This is a genomic window from Rhizobium sp. BIGb0125, from assembly GCF_024810055.1.
Taxonomy (GTDB): domain Bacteria; phylum Pseudomonadota; class Alphaproteobacteria; order Rhizobiales; family Rhizobiaceae; genus Agrobacterium.
The window spans coordinates 303,815-316,472 of sequence record NZ_JANUDV010000005.1 but is presented as its reverse complement, the minus strand read 5'-3'; the positions used below and the strand labels follow the sequence as shown (position 1 = coordinate 316,472).

Below are 12,658 nucleotides of genomic sequence, written 5' to 3'. Positions count from 1 at the left end.
CCAAATTTTTTTGAATTTTACTGAGTGACAATATTGCCCTGATAGTCGAGGCTAACATCGGCTTCAGCACCGTCCTTGGTGGCCTTGGCGCGCCAGATACCCTGTGAATCAAGCGTCAAACCCGTCACCGCAGTATAACCCGCAGCCTCGATGCGCTCTTTGGCTTGCGCTTCTGTGAAGCTGTTTTCACCAGCAACAGGTGCTGTCGGGTTGGTGCTATCCGGTGTGGTAACCGCAGGGGTTTCTCCCGACTGCGTAGGGGCCGGCTGCTGCGCAAAGGCTACCGTAGACAATAGAGTAACCGCTCCGGCGATAACCAGATTTTTCATTTTTCGATCCTTTCGAGCTGTAGTGTGGATTAAACCTTTGAGATGGCAGATAGTTCCGTCGAATGCACTTTTGTCATCTAACGGACAAAGAATATGGTGCTAGACACAGCTTAGAAAATCCCGCAGCAGAACTTCGTCCTTGCGCATATGGGCGGTGCGTTTGGCCGCCGATTGAGTGAGCTTTAGAAGTTTGGTACGCGTCGTCTCATCGCTTGCCAGAGCCAGCACCGCTGGGTGGATGTAACTTTTCCTGCAGATTGCAGGGGTGTTGCACAGTTCCAGCGATGCTGCATGGCACATGGCCTTGAGGGTCAGTGGTTGGCTGGTAGCGAGACACCGCAGCGCGTAGCTGAACGCTGCCAGCGTCCCTCCCCATGTTCGGAAAGTTTTGGCAGAAATGCTCTGGCCGGCAATACCTGCCAGATATCCGTTTAATTGGCTGGAATCGACGGGATGAATTTTATTGTCGGCATCCTGCCATACAAAAAGCTGCTTGCCGGGCAGATCAGCAATCTCTTCGAGTATTTTCTGCAGGCGTGGCTGTTTCAGCGTCCGTTGCACCTTGGTGCCACCCTTTGCCTTAAATTTGAGGTCGATGGTGTTTCCAAATTTCACATGACGTTTCAGCAGCGTTGTCGCGCCGTATGTGCCATTGTCGCGCAGGTAAGATTTGTTGCCGACCCGCAGAAATGTGGCGTCAAGCAACAGAACTATGGCTGCCAATGTCACGGTTTCTGGGCTTTTACTGCGCTCGATATCGGAAATTGACCGCCGCCGGATCGCTGGCAGGCACTGTGAAAATTCCAGGAGCTGGTCGTACTTCCGTTCACCCCGCAAAGTCTGCCAATCCGGGTGATAACGATATTGCTTGCGGCCTCTCGCATCCAGTCCGGTCGCCTGCAAGTGACCGTTCTCTTTCATGCAAATCCAGACATCCTTGTAGGCTGGCGGAATGCCAAGGCTCTTGATGCGCTGGATGATGGTGGTGTCCCTGACCGGTTCTCGATCAGGAAATCTGTAATGAAAACCTCTACCCGACCGAAGCCTAGTAATGCCCGGCTCCTTGTCTTGGACATATATCAAACCACTTTTCTTCAACTCACGCGTTACAAGCGTATCCATCTGGGCACCGGCAAGGAGTTAATTTGTTTGGCTTGGCTTGATATTATCGACCCGCACTATGCCATCGATAATACCACGTTCGATTCCGGCTATTGCCGGACCATCATCTACCACGCTGTAAAGCTTTTCGTTGCGGTACATGCTGGCGTTGACAGTTGTGACATCTTCTGCCGGCACAGCATCGATTTCCAGAAAATCCAGCTCTCTGTCCGCAGCGACAATTCGCGCATCGCCAGCAGACACTGCGCAAACGACAAGTTCATCATGTGTTGTCGCATCAAGCCAGTTAGGATCATCGTTGGCAGCCGTTGGAATAAGCCGGTAAATACGAAGATTTTGGCCATCAATAAAGTCGATACCGGGGCGTCGACTTGCGAGGTCAGGTCACTTTTGACGGGTTTTTCCAACTTGGGGTCATCCATTGAGTTTACCTCCGTACATATTGGTCACAACGATGTACCGTTCTTCCCGGTTCCGTGCCCTTAAGCGCTACCCGCTCAGCCGTGTGTTTCACCCTCTCCCGCAAAAGCGATGGAACGATAATCAATGCAACTTGTTCAAGGCCATAGGACCCAGATCGATGGGTTGTTTTTGAAGGAGTTTCACATGGCAAATAAACCCAAACCTGCGGTTTTTAGCGCCCGCGAAGCCCGACAAGGGTGGCGAGGAAGTCCCGTTCTTGTGGTGTTGATTGTCAGCCTTATTCTGGTTGCAGCAGTCTGGCTTGCTGCAGAAATCTGGGGCAGCGTCAACGAACCAAACATACCAAACCCGCCAAGCGCCTCTGCGCCTGCTGACAATAACAACCCAGGTGCCAGTAGCGGCGCCGGTTTCAGTGACAATCCACCCGAAGGCAGCAGACCAGCAACGGAAGGTACCGACCGTCAGCCCGTCCCATGACGGGCTGCCATGGAACTGAATACGTGCGGTAGGCAAACCTCAATCGAGTTTGAACAGCGCGGCATCCGGGTCGCTGGTGCCGTTAATGTATGCCGCGACAAGTTCTGCAGCAATCTGGCTGAATGTGATACCATTTCCGCCAAACCCCATCACGCTATAGACATTCTGCATAGCCGGTACGGAGCCGATCAACGGCAAACCGGTTGTGGTTGAGCCGAATGCAGCAGCCCATTGATAGTCTATCGGCCCGATATCAAGGCCTAGCAGGTTGTTGACCTTGCGCCGGATGGTTTGGGCTTTCCTGTGCAACTTTGCCTCGGACTGATAGGCATTGGAGTTGTTTTCATCTTCACCGCCAACAATCAGACGTCCTGCTTCATCCGTCCTGAGATATAGATAGGGGTCAGAGGCCTCCCACAAAATATGTTTGTGCAACCAATCCGGGAGGGACAAACCGGCTTTACTGGAAATTGCCCATGTCGAGATGATCTCGTGTTTTTTGTTGGCAACGTTTTCCAGAAATTCGTAGCCGGTGCAGAACACGACATGCTGTGTGCTGATAAGCTTTCCTTCTGCGGTTGCCATGACCACGTCATCACCGAGACTTTTGAGGTCTGTAATTTCAACCCCACTGACGATTTCCGCCCCCTGTTTAGCGGCGTAGCGCAACAAGCCCGCCGTTAACTGGCCGGGATTTGCCGATGCCGATATGTCGCTCAAGATGGCACCATCGCGATCAAGCCCAAAGTGGCTTTGGAGATCGGCCTTGTCGATGAACGTCGCTTCAATGCCAGCCTTCAGGCGCGCATCCACTTCCGTTTGCAGGCCGCGCGCACCCGATTCATTGCCTGCTATATAAAGCGCTGGCTTGCGTTGCATCGCGCAAGAAATCTCCAGCGATCGGACGATATCTTCAAGTTTCAACACAGCCTTGGCGGAGCGTTGCCAGGCGCGATTGGCATTGTCCTCGCCAATCATGCCTTGCAGTTTGTGAAGAGGCACATCAATTTCATGCTGAATCATTGCGGTGCTGGCGATGCTGCTGCCACGAACCGGCTTACGCTTATCGACAATCAGAACCGATTTTCCAGGCTTCGCCAGTGCCTGGGCCACCAAGGCGCCGCTGATGCCCGCACCAATGATGACAATGTCATAATGGCTTTTACCAATAAAGCTTTTGCTGCGCACGGAAATGCGCGGGCTGTCGATCCACAGTGGTCGTGAATCCCTCAGATCCCGCTCTTTTGTAAGTTTGGCTTTTTTCATGACATTCTTTCGGCGGGGAAATCATGGTTGGGTGTAACCCATGACAGTGAGATTGAACTCGCCGGAGTCGGGGTCTTTTTTAAAAAACAGGATGCCTGTTTCATGGGATTCAGAAGCGACATAATCGAATGTGACATCAGAGCTTTCAGGACTGTCAGGGGAGACAAGGTCGCCACGCACATGCACTTCTGCAGCCGTTGAAAGCGAGGTGTTGTGAATGTCGAATGTGACGCGATAATTGTCGTGTTCCGCCTGTACCGATAGTACCGAAATCTCGAACTGCGCGGCCTGATCCTCGTAGCGGTGGATGTCCCAGCCGAGCCAGACAAAGAGGGTAACAACCAGAAGCGTACAAACGCCGCCCACCAGCCACTCAAGCCAATGGGGATCTGCGGTTTCCGTGTGTTTGCTTCCAACGGATTTTGTCATGATTGCTCACAGAATAAGACGGGCGGCCGCAGCACCGATCGAGGCGGGAAAGCCAAGAATGACGGCCGCGGTCATTATTTGAGAGAGTGAAGTGTGGTCCAGTCGCTCGAAGGTCCACAGCGCATAGATGCTGACAGCAAGCGCAATGACATAGCCGGGCATGGTGAAACGAATGAAAGAGTGCCACCACTGGCTTCCATCAGGCAAGCCGTGCGATCCCTTGAAATGCAGGGCATAGACGAAACCATGCATCAGCGCGATTGAGATTAGCACGATACAGGCGGTGTGAAATGGTGTGATCTTGTAGGCAATTAGGATCATCTCGTCCGTTGGTGCGACGTTCAGATTTAGGAACAGGGCGCCGACCATCATCATGAAAAGCTCATGCAGATAACCGGTCTCGCCTTCGCCGTTATTCTGTTCTTTTTCTTCTGAATGCGCACCCAGCTGGCTGCGTCCCAACAATGCGCCGATACTGGCGGGGACCGATTGCAATGCCACTTTAGCAACAATGGTACTTGTGGTCAGCTGGTCGTTGAGGACGCCCAGGAGCAGCAAGATTGCGGCACTGACTGCGATGCCCAGCCCATAAGCGGTGAGCGCATCACGGATAGCCTGATGCCATGAAGAGGTTTTTTCAAAGCCAATGCGGCGCGCAAGCATAATCAGCAAAGGCAGGTTGAGAAGGCAAAGCAGCAGCAATCGCGTGCGATTGACGTAAAGGCCCAGGAACCACATTTCCATGGTCATCAGCATCGGCAGGGCAAATAGCAGGGCACCTGCCAAACCGCGGGCCAGACCTGTCAGAAAATGTTCTGTTTCGTTACCCCCGGACTGACCGGATGCTGCCGCTGCCATGTATCGCCTCCAGCGTTCTGCAAGCGATAACGTGTGGTAACGAACCTTGTTCCCGCCTCAGGCGGATGTGTCGATCAGCGCGATGCCAAATTCCGGACGGTAGGTGCGTCTAAGCTGGGCGGGCGTTTCCTTGACGATCACTTCCAGCGTCGGGCGGACGTACCCCTTCACGAAATGGCCCCCGCGCGTGTGCCCATCGGAGAATCCTAAAACTGCATGCAGGTGCGGATTGGGTTTGCCCCGTTCATCCAGAGTGATGTCGCCCATCAGGCTCAGTACCTCACTTTGATCATCGATTGGAATGTCATCGTAGGTTTGTGAAGCAAGGTCGAAAAACGCTAATGTGGCTTTTTCAAATGCGCCAATCGCGGTCACCGACGCGGCGTTGATGTCGTGTTGAATGGCAAAATCCTTGATAATGCCAAATGCTTCTTCGCCGGGTTCGATCACGAGCATAAAAATGCGATCGCTGTCGTTGGACAGCAGCTTGCTCTGCATCGGTTCTTCTCCCTTATTATGTCGGGCTGCCATCTTCATGGCTCAAAAAAAAGACCGCCAGCATAACTGGCGGCCCGTTATGGTTGCTGCCTCAAGCGGCGCGGCGCGGGTGGCGCCCTTCCTCAATTTCTTCAACGATCTTGTCGACAAATGCCTCAAGATCATCAGGTGAGCGTGACGTAATGATGCCCTGATCGACAACCACCTTCTCATCCATCCAGATGCCACCGGCATTCTGAACATCCGTCTTGATGGAACCGTAGGACGTCACCTTCCGTCCGTTAATGGCGTCGGCTTCAATCAGCAGCCATGGAGCATGGCAGATCGCCGCGACCACCTTGCCGGATTCAGTGAATTCACGAACCACACGCATGGCATTTGCATCTGCGCGCAGCTTGTCCGGGTTGATCTGACCGCCCGGAAGCACCAGAGCATCAAAATCCGTTAGATGCACGTTCTCGGCCTGAAGATCGACATCGACAGTATCTCCCCAATCTGCCTTGTCCCAGCTTTTAATCTTTCCTGATTTGATGGAAGCGATTTTTACATTCGCGCCACGACGCTGCAATTCCTCGTAAGGGACGCGCAATTCCGAACGTTCGTAGCCGTCAGTCGCCAAAATTACGATGTTAGCGTTAGTAATTTCAGTCATGTTTTCGTCCTTTCGGTTGTATCGGTGTTTCCGTCAGCGTTGATTGACGGCAGAAAAAATTCGACATCTTCGCGAGTTGCCTGATCCAGACTTTCAATATGCTCATGCCAGAATTCAGCAGCTTTGCTTGGCTCTTCCTCGTACTGGCGAATGAATGTCTTGTTGTCGTCGATCATCACTTGTCGAGTGCCGCCGAGGTTTAGGTACTGTTCGGCAAGAGTGCGTGTCTCAGTCTTTTCCATATGCGTGTCCTCACGTAACAGGATGGAAAATGTCTTCGGGCGAAGCGCGCCGGACGGGTAAGAAGCTCGTCTGCCTTTTCGTTGGCCATCAGGAGAAAACGAAAAAATCCTGATGTTCTTCAGCGCCGTCACGTTCGTTTGACACGGCGCGCTTCTGTTAAGTGAACGTGACAGACCGGGCATTGTTCCCCTGAAAATAGGGTTGTGGTCGCAGCCAGTGATCACGGCGGAAATATCAACTTCATCAGCTTGAAAAATTGGATGCCTGTTGTCTTGCGTTCACCAAGTATTGTTCACGTCGTGACTTGGTGGCCCAACCATCCGGGAACAAAAAAGCCTCAGCCTTCGTTTGTTTTGCAACGAAGAGAGGGAAATTCCCATGTTTAGAGTGGAAAAATTCGCTTCTGTGTTTGCTTTGAGCCTTGGCCTTCTGGGCGTTGTTACGATGCCTGCCCATGCTTTCAGTATCATCGCTCCTGCAGAGCAGAATCAGGCAGCTGACGGCAATACAGCCAAACGCCATTATCCTTTGGCAGCCTTTGCCGGGGAAGGCGCTTCGAATTCTGGCCAGGATAACTTCCTGCTATCAGCGGAGGAAGTGCAGCATGTGCAATGGTGCGCCAAACGCTACATGTCTTACCATCCGGTGGATAACACCTATCAGGACAAATCAGGCAAGCGTCTGGAATGTCAGTCACCCCATTGATTGGCGCCAAATCAGGCCTTAAGCGCATAACGGCCTGACTGTGTCCTTGCCTCATTGATTTCGTCATCAAGCGCGCTCAGGCGCATCATGTGGGACGTGATGTGGAGAGCGATGGCATTTCTGTCATCGATGGAAAAGCGCCTCCAGCGTTCCAGCCCGGTTATCACCTCGATCAGGTCTTCGCGTTCTTTTTCAAGTTTTGCAATGTTGCAGATCATGGTTGCCGCCCTTTCTGTCTGGGGCGCTAACGTGCTGCATAAGCAAAAGTTCAAATAAGTAAAATTTAAGGTAAATTTTATCTTTATGGGAAGAGGAAGGCGCCGTGCATGGTCTGCACGGCGCCTTTCAATTACGCGGCAGCTTTTTGTACTGCATAAGGGTCAAACCGCCCATAAAAGGTTTCGCCCTTGGCGGCCATGTCCAGCAACAAAGGTGTTGGTGTGAAGCGTGAGCCGTAAGTCTGTCTAAGCTTGTCAGCCAGTTCCACGAAGGTCTTCACACCCATGCCGTCAATGTAGGACAGCGCGCCACCCGTATACGGCGCAAAACCAAAGCCGAGAATAGAGCCGACATCAGCCTCGCGTGGATCGGTCACAATGCCTTCTTCCACCGTTCGTGCAGCTTCCAGTGCAATGGTCACCAGGAAGCGGGACTTGAGAACATCCATTTCCACATCGTCTGGCTTCTTTTGCGGGTAGAGGTTTTTAAGGCCCGGCCACAGAGACTTCTTTGCAGGCTTCGGTGGATAGTCATAAAAGCCCTTGGCGTTCTTGCGGCCAAAACGCTCTTCGTCTTCCACCAGCTTTTTCACCAGTGCCATCTGGCGTGGATCGACAGCTTTGTCCCCGAGATCTGCAACCGTTGCCTTGAGAATCTTATAGGAAAGATCAATGGCAACTTCGTCGTTCAACGCCAATGGGCCAACCGGCATGCCCGCAAATTTCGCAGCATTTTCGATCATTGCCGCCGGAACACCCTCGATCAGCATCTCATAGCTTTCGGCCATGTAACGCAATACGCAACGATTGACGAAGAAACCACGCGTGTCGTTGACGACGATCGGGGTCTTCTTGATTTTCGCCACGTAATCCAGTGCCACAGCCAGAGCCTTGTCACCGGTTTCCTCGCCCAGAATGACTTCGGTCAGCATCATCTTCTCAACCGGTGAGAAGAAGTGGATGCCGATAAAATCGGTTGGACGTTTGGAATTCTTCGCCAGTCCGCTGATTGGCAAGGTTGAGGTATTGGAGGCAAAAATAGCGCCTTCCGGCAGCACGGCTTCCACCTGCTCTATGACCGCTTTCTTGACATCGCGGTCTTCGAATACCGCTTCAATAACAAGGTTCGCGGTTTTGAGCGTTGTGTAATCAGCGCTTGGCGTGATGCGGGCGAGAATGGCAGCGCCTTCATCCTGCGTCATGCGGCCCTTGCCGACGCTGTCCTTGACCAGACCTTCGCAGGTCGCTTTGCCCTTGGCTGCGGCTTCGTCGTCCCGGTCGATCAGGGTGACATCAAGGCCGGAAACGGCGGTGACATAAGCAATGGATGCGCCCATGAAACCGGCGCCAACCACGCCGACATGTTTCAGATCACTCTTCGGCTGGCCGACCGGGCGGCGTGCGCCTTTGCCCAGTTCCTGCATCGAGATGAACAGCGAGCGGATCATCGCGAAGGCTTCCTTCGAGCGAAGGATTTCGGTGAAATAACGCTGCTCGACCTTCAATGCGGTATCAAACGGCAATTGCAGGCCTTCATAAACGCATTTGAGAATGGCAAGTGCCGCCGGGTAGTTGCCAGCACTTTCACGGCGCAGAATAGCCGGTGCCGCAGGCCACAGCTGGGCTGCCGCTGGTGTCCAGATGCCGCCGCCGGGCGCCTTGAAACCCTTTTCGTCCCACGGGGCGACCGGTTTCAGACCGTCCTTGATCATTTGTTTGGCGGCAGAAATCAGTTGATCCGGCTCGACGACCTGATGAACGAGGTTCATGGCCTTGGCGCGTTGGGCAGTCAACGACTGCCCTGTTGTCATCATCTGCAATGCCGATTGTGCATCGGTCAGGCGTGGAACGCGCTGTGTACCGCCTGCACCGGGGAAAATGCCAACCTTGACCTCAGGTAGTGCCAGCTTGACACTTTTGGCGTTGGAGGCAACCCTGCCATGGCAGGCGAGGGAAAGCTCCAGTGCGCCGCCCATGCACGTACCATTGATAGCAGATACCCATGGTTTGCCGTTGGTTTCCACTTTCCTATACATCCAGTTCATCTTGCCGACGAGATCGAACAGCTTTTGTGCGGCTTCATCGGGGTTCTTCTGTTTTTCCTCATGGTAAAACGAGAACATCGATTTGATCATCGAAAGGTCGGCGCCGCCGGAAAAGGTGCTTTTGCCCGACGTGAAGACCACGCCCTTGACGGCAGCATCGGCCACGGTTGCATCGACGATGGCGTCGAGTTCCTGCAGTACCTCTGCGGTAAAGACATTCATGGATTTTTCAGGCATGTCCCATGTTACGAGGGCAATGCCGTCAGCGTCAGTTTCGACGGTAAAATTTGTATAGCTCATCGGTTTCCTCCCGAAATCAAACGCGCTCAATGACCGTTGCCGTACCCATGCCGGCACCGATGCAGAGCGTTACCAGCGCGGTGTTGAGATCGCGGCGTTCCAGTTCGTCGAGAACCGTGCCGAGGATCATGGCGCCCGTGGCACCGAGCGGATGACCCATGGCAATGGCGCCGCCATTGACGTTCATCTTATCGTGGCTGATGTCGAAGGCCTGCATGTAGCGCAGAACCACGGCAGCAAAGGCTTCGTTGAGTTCGAAGAGGTCGATGTCGGCAATCGACATGCCCGTCTTCTTCAGAAGCTTTTCCGTCACGTCCACGGGACCGGTCAGCATCAGTGCCGGATCGGACCCAATATTGGCAAAATGTCTGATGCGCGCCCGGGGCTTCAGACCCATGCTTTCGCCACCGGCCTTCGAACCGACCAGAATAGCGGCCGCGCCGTCAACGATACCAGAGGAGTTACCTGCGTGGTGAACGTAGTTGATACGCTCGACTTCCGGATGCGCCATGATGCCAACAGCTTCAAACCCACCCATTTCGCCCGGCATCTGGAACGATGCGTTGAGCGAGGCAAGTGCCTGCATGTCGGTACCCGGACGCATATGTTCGTCACGGTCAAGAATGGTGATGCCATTCTGGTCTTTGACCGGAACAACCGAATTCTTGAAGTAGCCGTTCTCCCAGGCATGGGCAGCACGCTTCTGGCTTTCCACGGCATAAGCATCCACGTCATCGCGGGAAAAGCCGTATTTCGTGGCAATCAGGTCAGCGGAAACACCCTGCGGCATGAAGAATGCAGGGAAATTGACTGATGGATCCATGTACCAGGCTCCGCCAGACATGCCCATGCCAACGCGCGACATGCTTTCTACGCCGCCTGCAATAACGATATCGTCAGAGCCAGCGGCAACCTTGCCGGCGGCAAAATTGACGGCGTCCAGACCCGAGGCGCAAAAGCGCGAGATCTGCATGCCCGGTGCTTTGGTCGAATAACCCGCCTCGAAAGCGGCGGCCTTCGGGATCACCGCACCGGCATCCATGACAGGATCGACGCAACCCATGATGATGTCGTCAACGGTTGACGTATCCAGTCCGTTACGATCGCGGATTGCTTCCAATGTCTTGGCAGCAAGACGAACGGATGGCACTTCATGCAAACTGCCGTCCTTCTTGCCGCGTCCGCGCGGCGTGCGGACATGATCGTAAATATAAACCTCGGTCATTCTCTATCTCCCTGTGACGCATGGAGCGTCTTCGAAATCTTGGAGGGGCAAAGAGGGGCGTTTGCCCCTCAGAATGCCTCGGCAGCCAGTTCCATCATCGTGTCGGCACCCGTCTCGATGCGGGTCTTGCGCAGAACGGTTTCGGGCATAATACGCTCCATGAAGAACTTTGCCGTCACGAGTTTCGTCTTGAGATAGTCCACGTCCGATGCACTGCCGGATGACAAAGCGCTCTGCGCTGCCTTGGCCATGCGGGCATGCATATAACCCAGGACTACAAGGCCGAAGAGGTGCATATAGTCGGTCGAACCGGCGCCGGCATTGTCAGGTTTTGCCATGGCGTTCTGCATGAACCACATGGTTGCCGCCTGCAGATCGTTCAAGCCCTTTTTCAGACCCTTGGTGTAGGTAACCAGCGCCTCATCCGCGCGGTTGTCCTCGCAGAAATCGCCAATTTCCTTAAAGAGCGCCATGACAGCACGTCCGCCATTCAGGCCCAGCTTGCGGCCGACCAGATCCAGCGCCTGAATGCCATTGGCACCTTCATAGATCATGGTGATGCGCGCATCACGCACATACTGGCTCATGCCGTGTTCTTCGATGTAGCCGTGGCCGCCAAACACCTGCTGTGCCATCACCGCATGGTCAAAGCCCTTGTCGGTCAGCACACCCTTGAGGATTGGCGTTACCAGTCCAAGCAGGTCGTCCGCCGCCTGGCGCTCTTTTTCGTCCGTAGAGCGATGGGCGATATCCGACTGCAACGCGGTCCATAGAAGGAACGCGCGACCAGCCTCGTTATAGGCCTTGATCGTCATCAGCGTGCGGCGCACATCCGGATGCACGATAATCGGATCAGCTTTTTTGTCCGGGGCCTTCGCGCCAGACAATGAACGACCCTGAATACGTTCGCGGGCATATTCGACGGCGTTCTGATAGGCAATTTCGCCGACCGAAAGACCCTGCAGGCCAACGCCGAGGCGGGCTTCGTTCATCATCACGAACATGGCCGAGAGGCCCTTGTTCTCTGCGCCAAGCAGATAACCGGTCGCATCGTCATAGTTCATGACGCAGGTCGAGTTGCCGTGAATGCCCATCTTGTGCTCGATGGCTCCGCAGACCACACCGTTGCGGGCACCCTGTGTTCCGTCGTCATTCACCAGGAATTTCGGCACGATGAACAGGGAAATACCCTTGGTGCCTTCAGGCGCGCCTTCGATGCGGGCGATCACCAGATGCACGATGTTGTCGGTCATGGAGTGTTCACCAGCCGAGATGAAAATCTTCTGGCCGGAAATCTTGTAAGTGCCATCGCCCTGCGGAACCGCCTTGGTGCGCAGCAGACCGAGGTCAGTGCCGCAATGGGGCTCGGTCAAGTTCATGGTGCCGGACCACGTGCCTTCCACCATTTTGGGCAGGTAGGTCTGCTTCTGCTCGTCGGTGCCATGCACGAGGATTGCGGCAATCGCACCCTGCGTCAGACCGGGATACATCATCAGCGACAGGTTGGCAGACGACATATATTCACCGATGGCGGCATGCATGGTGTAAGGCAGGCCTTGCCCGCCAAATTCCTGGGGAACGGCAAGACCGATCCACCCGCCAGCGCAATAGGCATCGTAAGCCTGTTTGAAACCGTCCGGTACAGAAACGGATCCATCGTCTGCGCGTTTGCAGCCTTGGCTGTCGCCGGGCAGGTTAAGCGGGAAAAGCTGTTCTTCCGCCAGTTTGGCCGCTTCACCGGCAATCGCCTCGATCATATCGGGAGTGGCGTCTTCAAAACCGGGAAGATTATTGTAGCGCTCCAAACCGAGCACATCGTTGAGAATGAAAAGCGTATCTTTAACAGGGGCCTTGTAAACAGGCATTAC

Annotated in this window: 15 protein-coding genes; 2 read left to right on the top strand and 13 right to left on the bottom strand. The window is 54.2% G+C overall.

Annotation, left to right across the window (positions count from 1 at the left end):
• Positions 1 to 17: 17 nt before the first annotated feature.
• The 3 genes from M2418_RS15895 to M2418_RS15885 form a co-directional block, all read right to left on the bottom strand.
• Positions 18 to 329 carry a PepSY domain-containing protein gene (locus M2418_RS15895; RefSeq protein WP_259147770.1) on the bottom strand — a complete coding sequence of 104 codons (312 nt, stop codon included), beginning with the start codon at positions 327 to 329 and terminating at the stop codon, positions 18 to 20.
• 99 nt (positions 330 to 428) lie between these two features.
• Positions 429 to 1,451: a DNA topoisomerase IB gene (locus M2418_RS15890; protein ID WP_250983412.1), complete on the bottom strand. Its 1,023-nt coding sequence runs from the start codon at positions 1,449 to 1,451 to the stop codon at positions 429 to 431.
• Positions 1,452 to 1,469: 18 nt separating this feature from the next.
• Positions 1,470 to 1,694 carry a hypothetical protein gene (locus M2418_RS15885; RefSeq protein WP_259147768.1) on the bottom strand — a complete coding sequence of 75 codons (225 nt, stop codon included), beginning with the start codon at positions 1,692 to 1,694 and terminating at the stop codon, positions 1,470 to 1,472.
• Positions 1,695 to 2,057: 363 nt separating this feature from the next.
• Between M2418_RS15885 and M2418_RS15880 the strand changes: the two genes are divergently transcribed.
• Positions 2,058 to 2,351: a hypothetical protein gene (locus M2418_RS15880; RefSeq protein ID WP_250983414.1), complete on the top strand. Its 294-nt coding sequence runs from the start codon at positions 2,058 to 2,060 to the stop codon at positions 2,349 to 2,351.
• A gap of 39 nt (positions 2,352 to 2,390) precedes the next feature.
• On the opposite strand, the gene M2418_RS15875 is transcribed toward M2418_RS15880, so the two are convergent.
• From M2418_RS15875 to M2418_RS15850, 6 genes are all read right to left on the bottom strand, one after another.
• Entirely contained in the window at positions 2,391 to 3,617 is a 1,227-nt protein-coding gene (locus M2418_RS15875) for an FAD-binding oxidoreductase (protein WP_250983415.1), read from the bottom strand.
• 21 nt (positions 3,618 to 3,638) lie between these two features.
• Positions 3,639 to 4,046, bottom strand: coding sequence for a TIGR02588 family protein (locus M2418_RS15870; RefSeq protein ID WP_259147765.1), 408 nt, complete (start codon positions 4,044 to 4,046; stop codon positions 3,639 to 3,641).
• 6 nt (positions 4,047 to 4,052) lie between these two features.
• Positions 4,053 to 4,904, bottom strand: coding sequence for a TIGR02587 family membrane protein (locus M2418_RS15865; RefSeq protein ID WP_250983417.1), 852 nt, complete (start codon positions 4,902 to 4,904; stop codon positions 4,053 to 4,055).
• A 57-nt stretch (positions 4,905 to 4,961) separates the two neighbouring features.
• Positions 4,962 to 5,402, bottom strand: a complete 441-nt coding sequence (locus tag M2418_RS15860; RefSeq protein ID WP_259147763.1) for a PPC domain-containing DNA-binding protein — start codon at positions 5,400 to 5,402, stop codon at positions 4,962 to 4,964.
• Positions 5,403 to 5,493: 91 nt separating this feature from the next.
• The gene (locus M2418_RS15855; protein WP_250983418.1) at positions 5,494 to 6,054 is read right to left on the bottom strand and encodes a DJ-1/PfpI/YhbO family deglycase/protease; all 561 of its coding nucleotides are present in this window, start codon (positions 6,052 to 6,054) and stop codon (positions 5,494 to 5,496) included.
• Entirely contained in the window at positions 6,051 to 6,296 is a 246-nt protein-coding gene (locus tag M2418_RS15850) for a hypothetical protein (protein ID WP_259147762.1), read from the bottom strand. Before M2418_RS15850 ends, M2418_RS15855 begins: the two co-directional genes overlap by 4 nt.
• Before the next feature lie 379 nt (positions 6,297 to 6,675).
• Here M2418_RS15850 and M2418_RS15845 point away from each other — a divergent pair, with 379 nt between their 5' ends.
• Positions 6,676 to 7,002, top strand: coding sequence for a BA14K family protein (locus M2418_RS15845; protein ID WP_250983420.1), 327 nt, complete (start codon positions 6,676 to 6,678; stop codon positions 7,000 to 7,002).
• An 11-nt stretch (positions 7,003 to 7,013) separates the two neighbouring features.
• On the opposite strand, the gene M2418_RS15840 is transcribed toward M2418_RS15845, so the two are convergent.
• The 4 genes from M2418_RS15840 to M2418_RS15825 all read right to left on the bottom strand — a co-directional run bounded on the left by M2418_RS15840 (position 7,014) and on the right by M2418_RS15825 (position 12,655).
• Entirely contained in the window at positions 7,014 to 7,220 is a 207-nt protein-coding gene (locus tag M2418_RS15840; RefSeq protein ID WP_259147761.1) for a hypothetical protein, read from the bottom strand.
• A gap of 131 nt (positions 7,221 to 7,351) precedes the next feature.
• Positions 7,352 to 9,565, bottom strand: coding sequence for an FAD-dependent oxidoreductase (locus M2418_RS15835; protein WP_259147760.1), 2,214 nt, complete (start codon positions 9,563 to 9,565; stop codon positions 7,352 to 7,354).
• Positions 9,566 to 9,581: 16 nt separating this feature from the next.
• A complete protein-coding gene (locus tag M2418_RS15830; RefSeq protein ID WP_259147759.1) occupies positions 9,582 to 10,790 on the bottom strand; it encodes an acetyl-CoA C-acetyltransferase in 1,209 nt (402 codons plus the stop codon).
• A gap of 68 nt (positions 10,791 to 10,858) precedes the next feature.
• Positions 10,859 to 12,655, bottom strand: a complete 1,797-nt coding sequence (locus M2418_RS15825; protein ID WP_250983424.1) for an acyl-CoA dehydrogenase C-terminal domain-containing protein — start codon at positions 12,653 to 12,655, stop codon at positions 10,859 to 10,861.
• Positions 12,656 to 12,658: the final 3 nt, after the last annotated feature.

Excerpts from the sequence above, each read along its gene's own strand:
- M2418_RS15895 (WP_259147770.1), bottom strand. The coding sequence starts at position 329 with ATGAAAAATCTGGTTATCGCCGGAGCGGTTACTCTATTGTCTACGGTA.
- M2418_RS15890 (WP_250983412.1), bottom strand. The coding sequence starts at position 1,451 with ATGGATACGCTTGTAACGCGTGAGTTGAAGAAAAGTGGTTTGATATAT.
- M2418_RS15880 (WP_250983414.1), top strand. The coding sequence starts at position 2,058 with ATGGCAAATAAACCCAAACCTGCGGTTTTTAGCGCCCGCGAAGCCCGA.
- M2418_RS15875 (WP_250983415.1), bottom strand. The coding sequence starts at position 3,617 with ATGAAAAAAGCCAAACTTACAAAAGAGCGGGATCTGAGGGATTCACGA.
- M2418_RS15870 (WP_259147765.1), bottom strand. The coding sequence starts at position 4,046 with ATGACAAAATCCGTTGGAAGCAAACACACGGAAACCGCAGATCCCCAT.
- M2418_RS15865 (WP_250983417.1), bottom strand. The coding sequence starts at position 4,904 with ATGGCAGCGGCAGCATCCGGTCAGTCCGGGGGTAACGAAACAGAACAT.
- M2418_RS15860 (WP_259147763.1), bottom strand. The coding sequence starts at position 5,402 with ATGCAGAGCAAGCTGCTGTCCAACGACAGCGATCGCATTTTTATGCTC.
- M2418_RS15855 (WP_250983418.1), bottom strand. The coding sequence starts at position 6,054 with ATGACTGAAATTACTAACGCTAACATCGTAATTTTGGCGACTGACGGC.
- M2418_RS15850 (WP_259147762.1), bottom strand. The coding sequence starts at position 6,296 with ATGGAAAAGACTGAGACACGCACTCTTGCCGAACAGTACCTAAACCTC.
- M2418_RS15845 (WP_250983420.1), top strand. The coding sequence starts at position 6,676 with ATGTTTAGAGTGGAAAAATTCGCTTCTGTGTTTGCTTTGAGCCTTGGC.
- M2418_RS15840 (WP_259147761.1), bottom strand. The coding sequence starts at position 7,220 with ATGATCTGCAACATTGCAAAACTTGAAAAAGAACGCGAAGACCTGATC.
- M2418_RS15835 (WP_259147760.1), bottom strand. The coding sequence starts at position 9,565 with ATGAGCTATACAAATTTTACCGTCGAAACTGACGCTGACGGCATTGCC.
- M2418_RS15830 (WP_259147759.1), bottom strand. The coding sequence starts at position 10,790 with ATGACCGAGGTTTATATTTACGATCATGTCCGCACGCCGCGCGGACGC.
- M2418_RS15825 (WP_250983424.1), bottom strand. The coding sequence starts at position 12,655 with ATGCCTGTTTACAAGGCCCCTGTTAAAGATACGCTTTTCATTCTCAAC.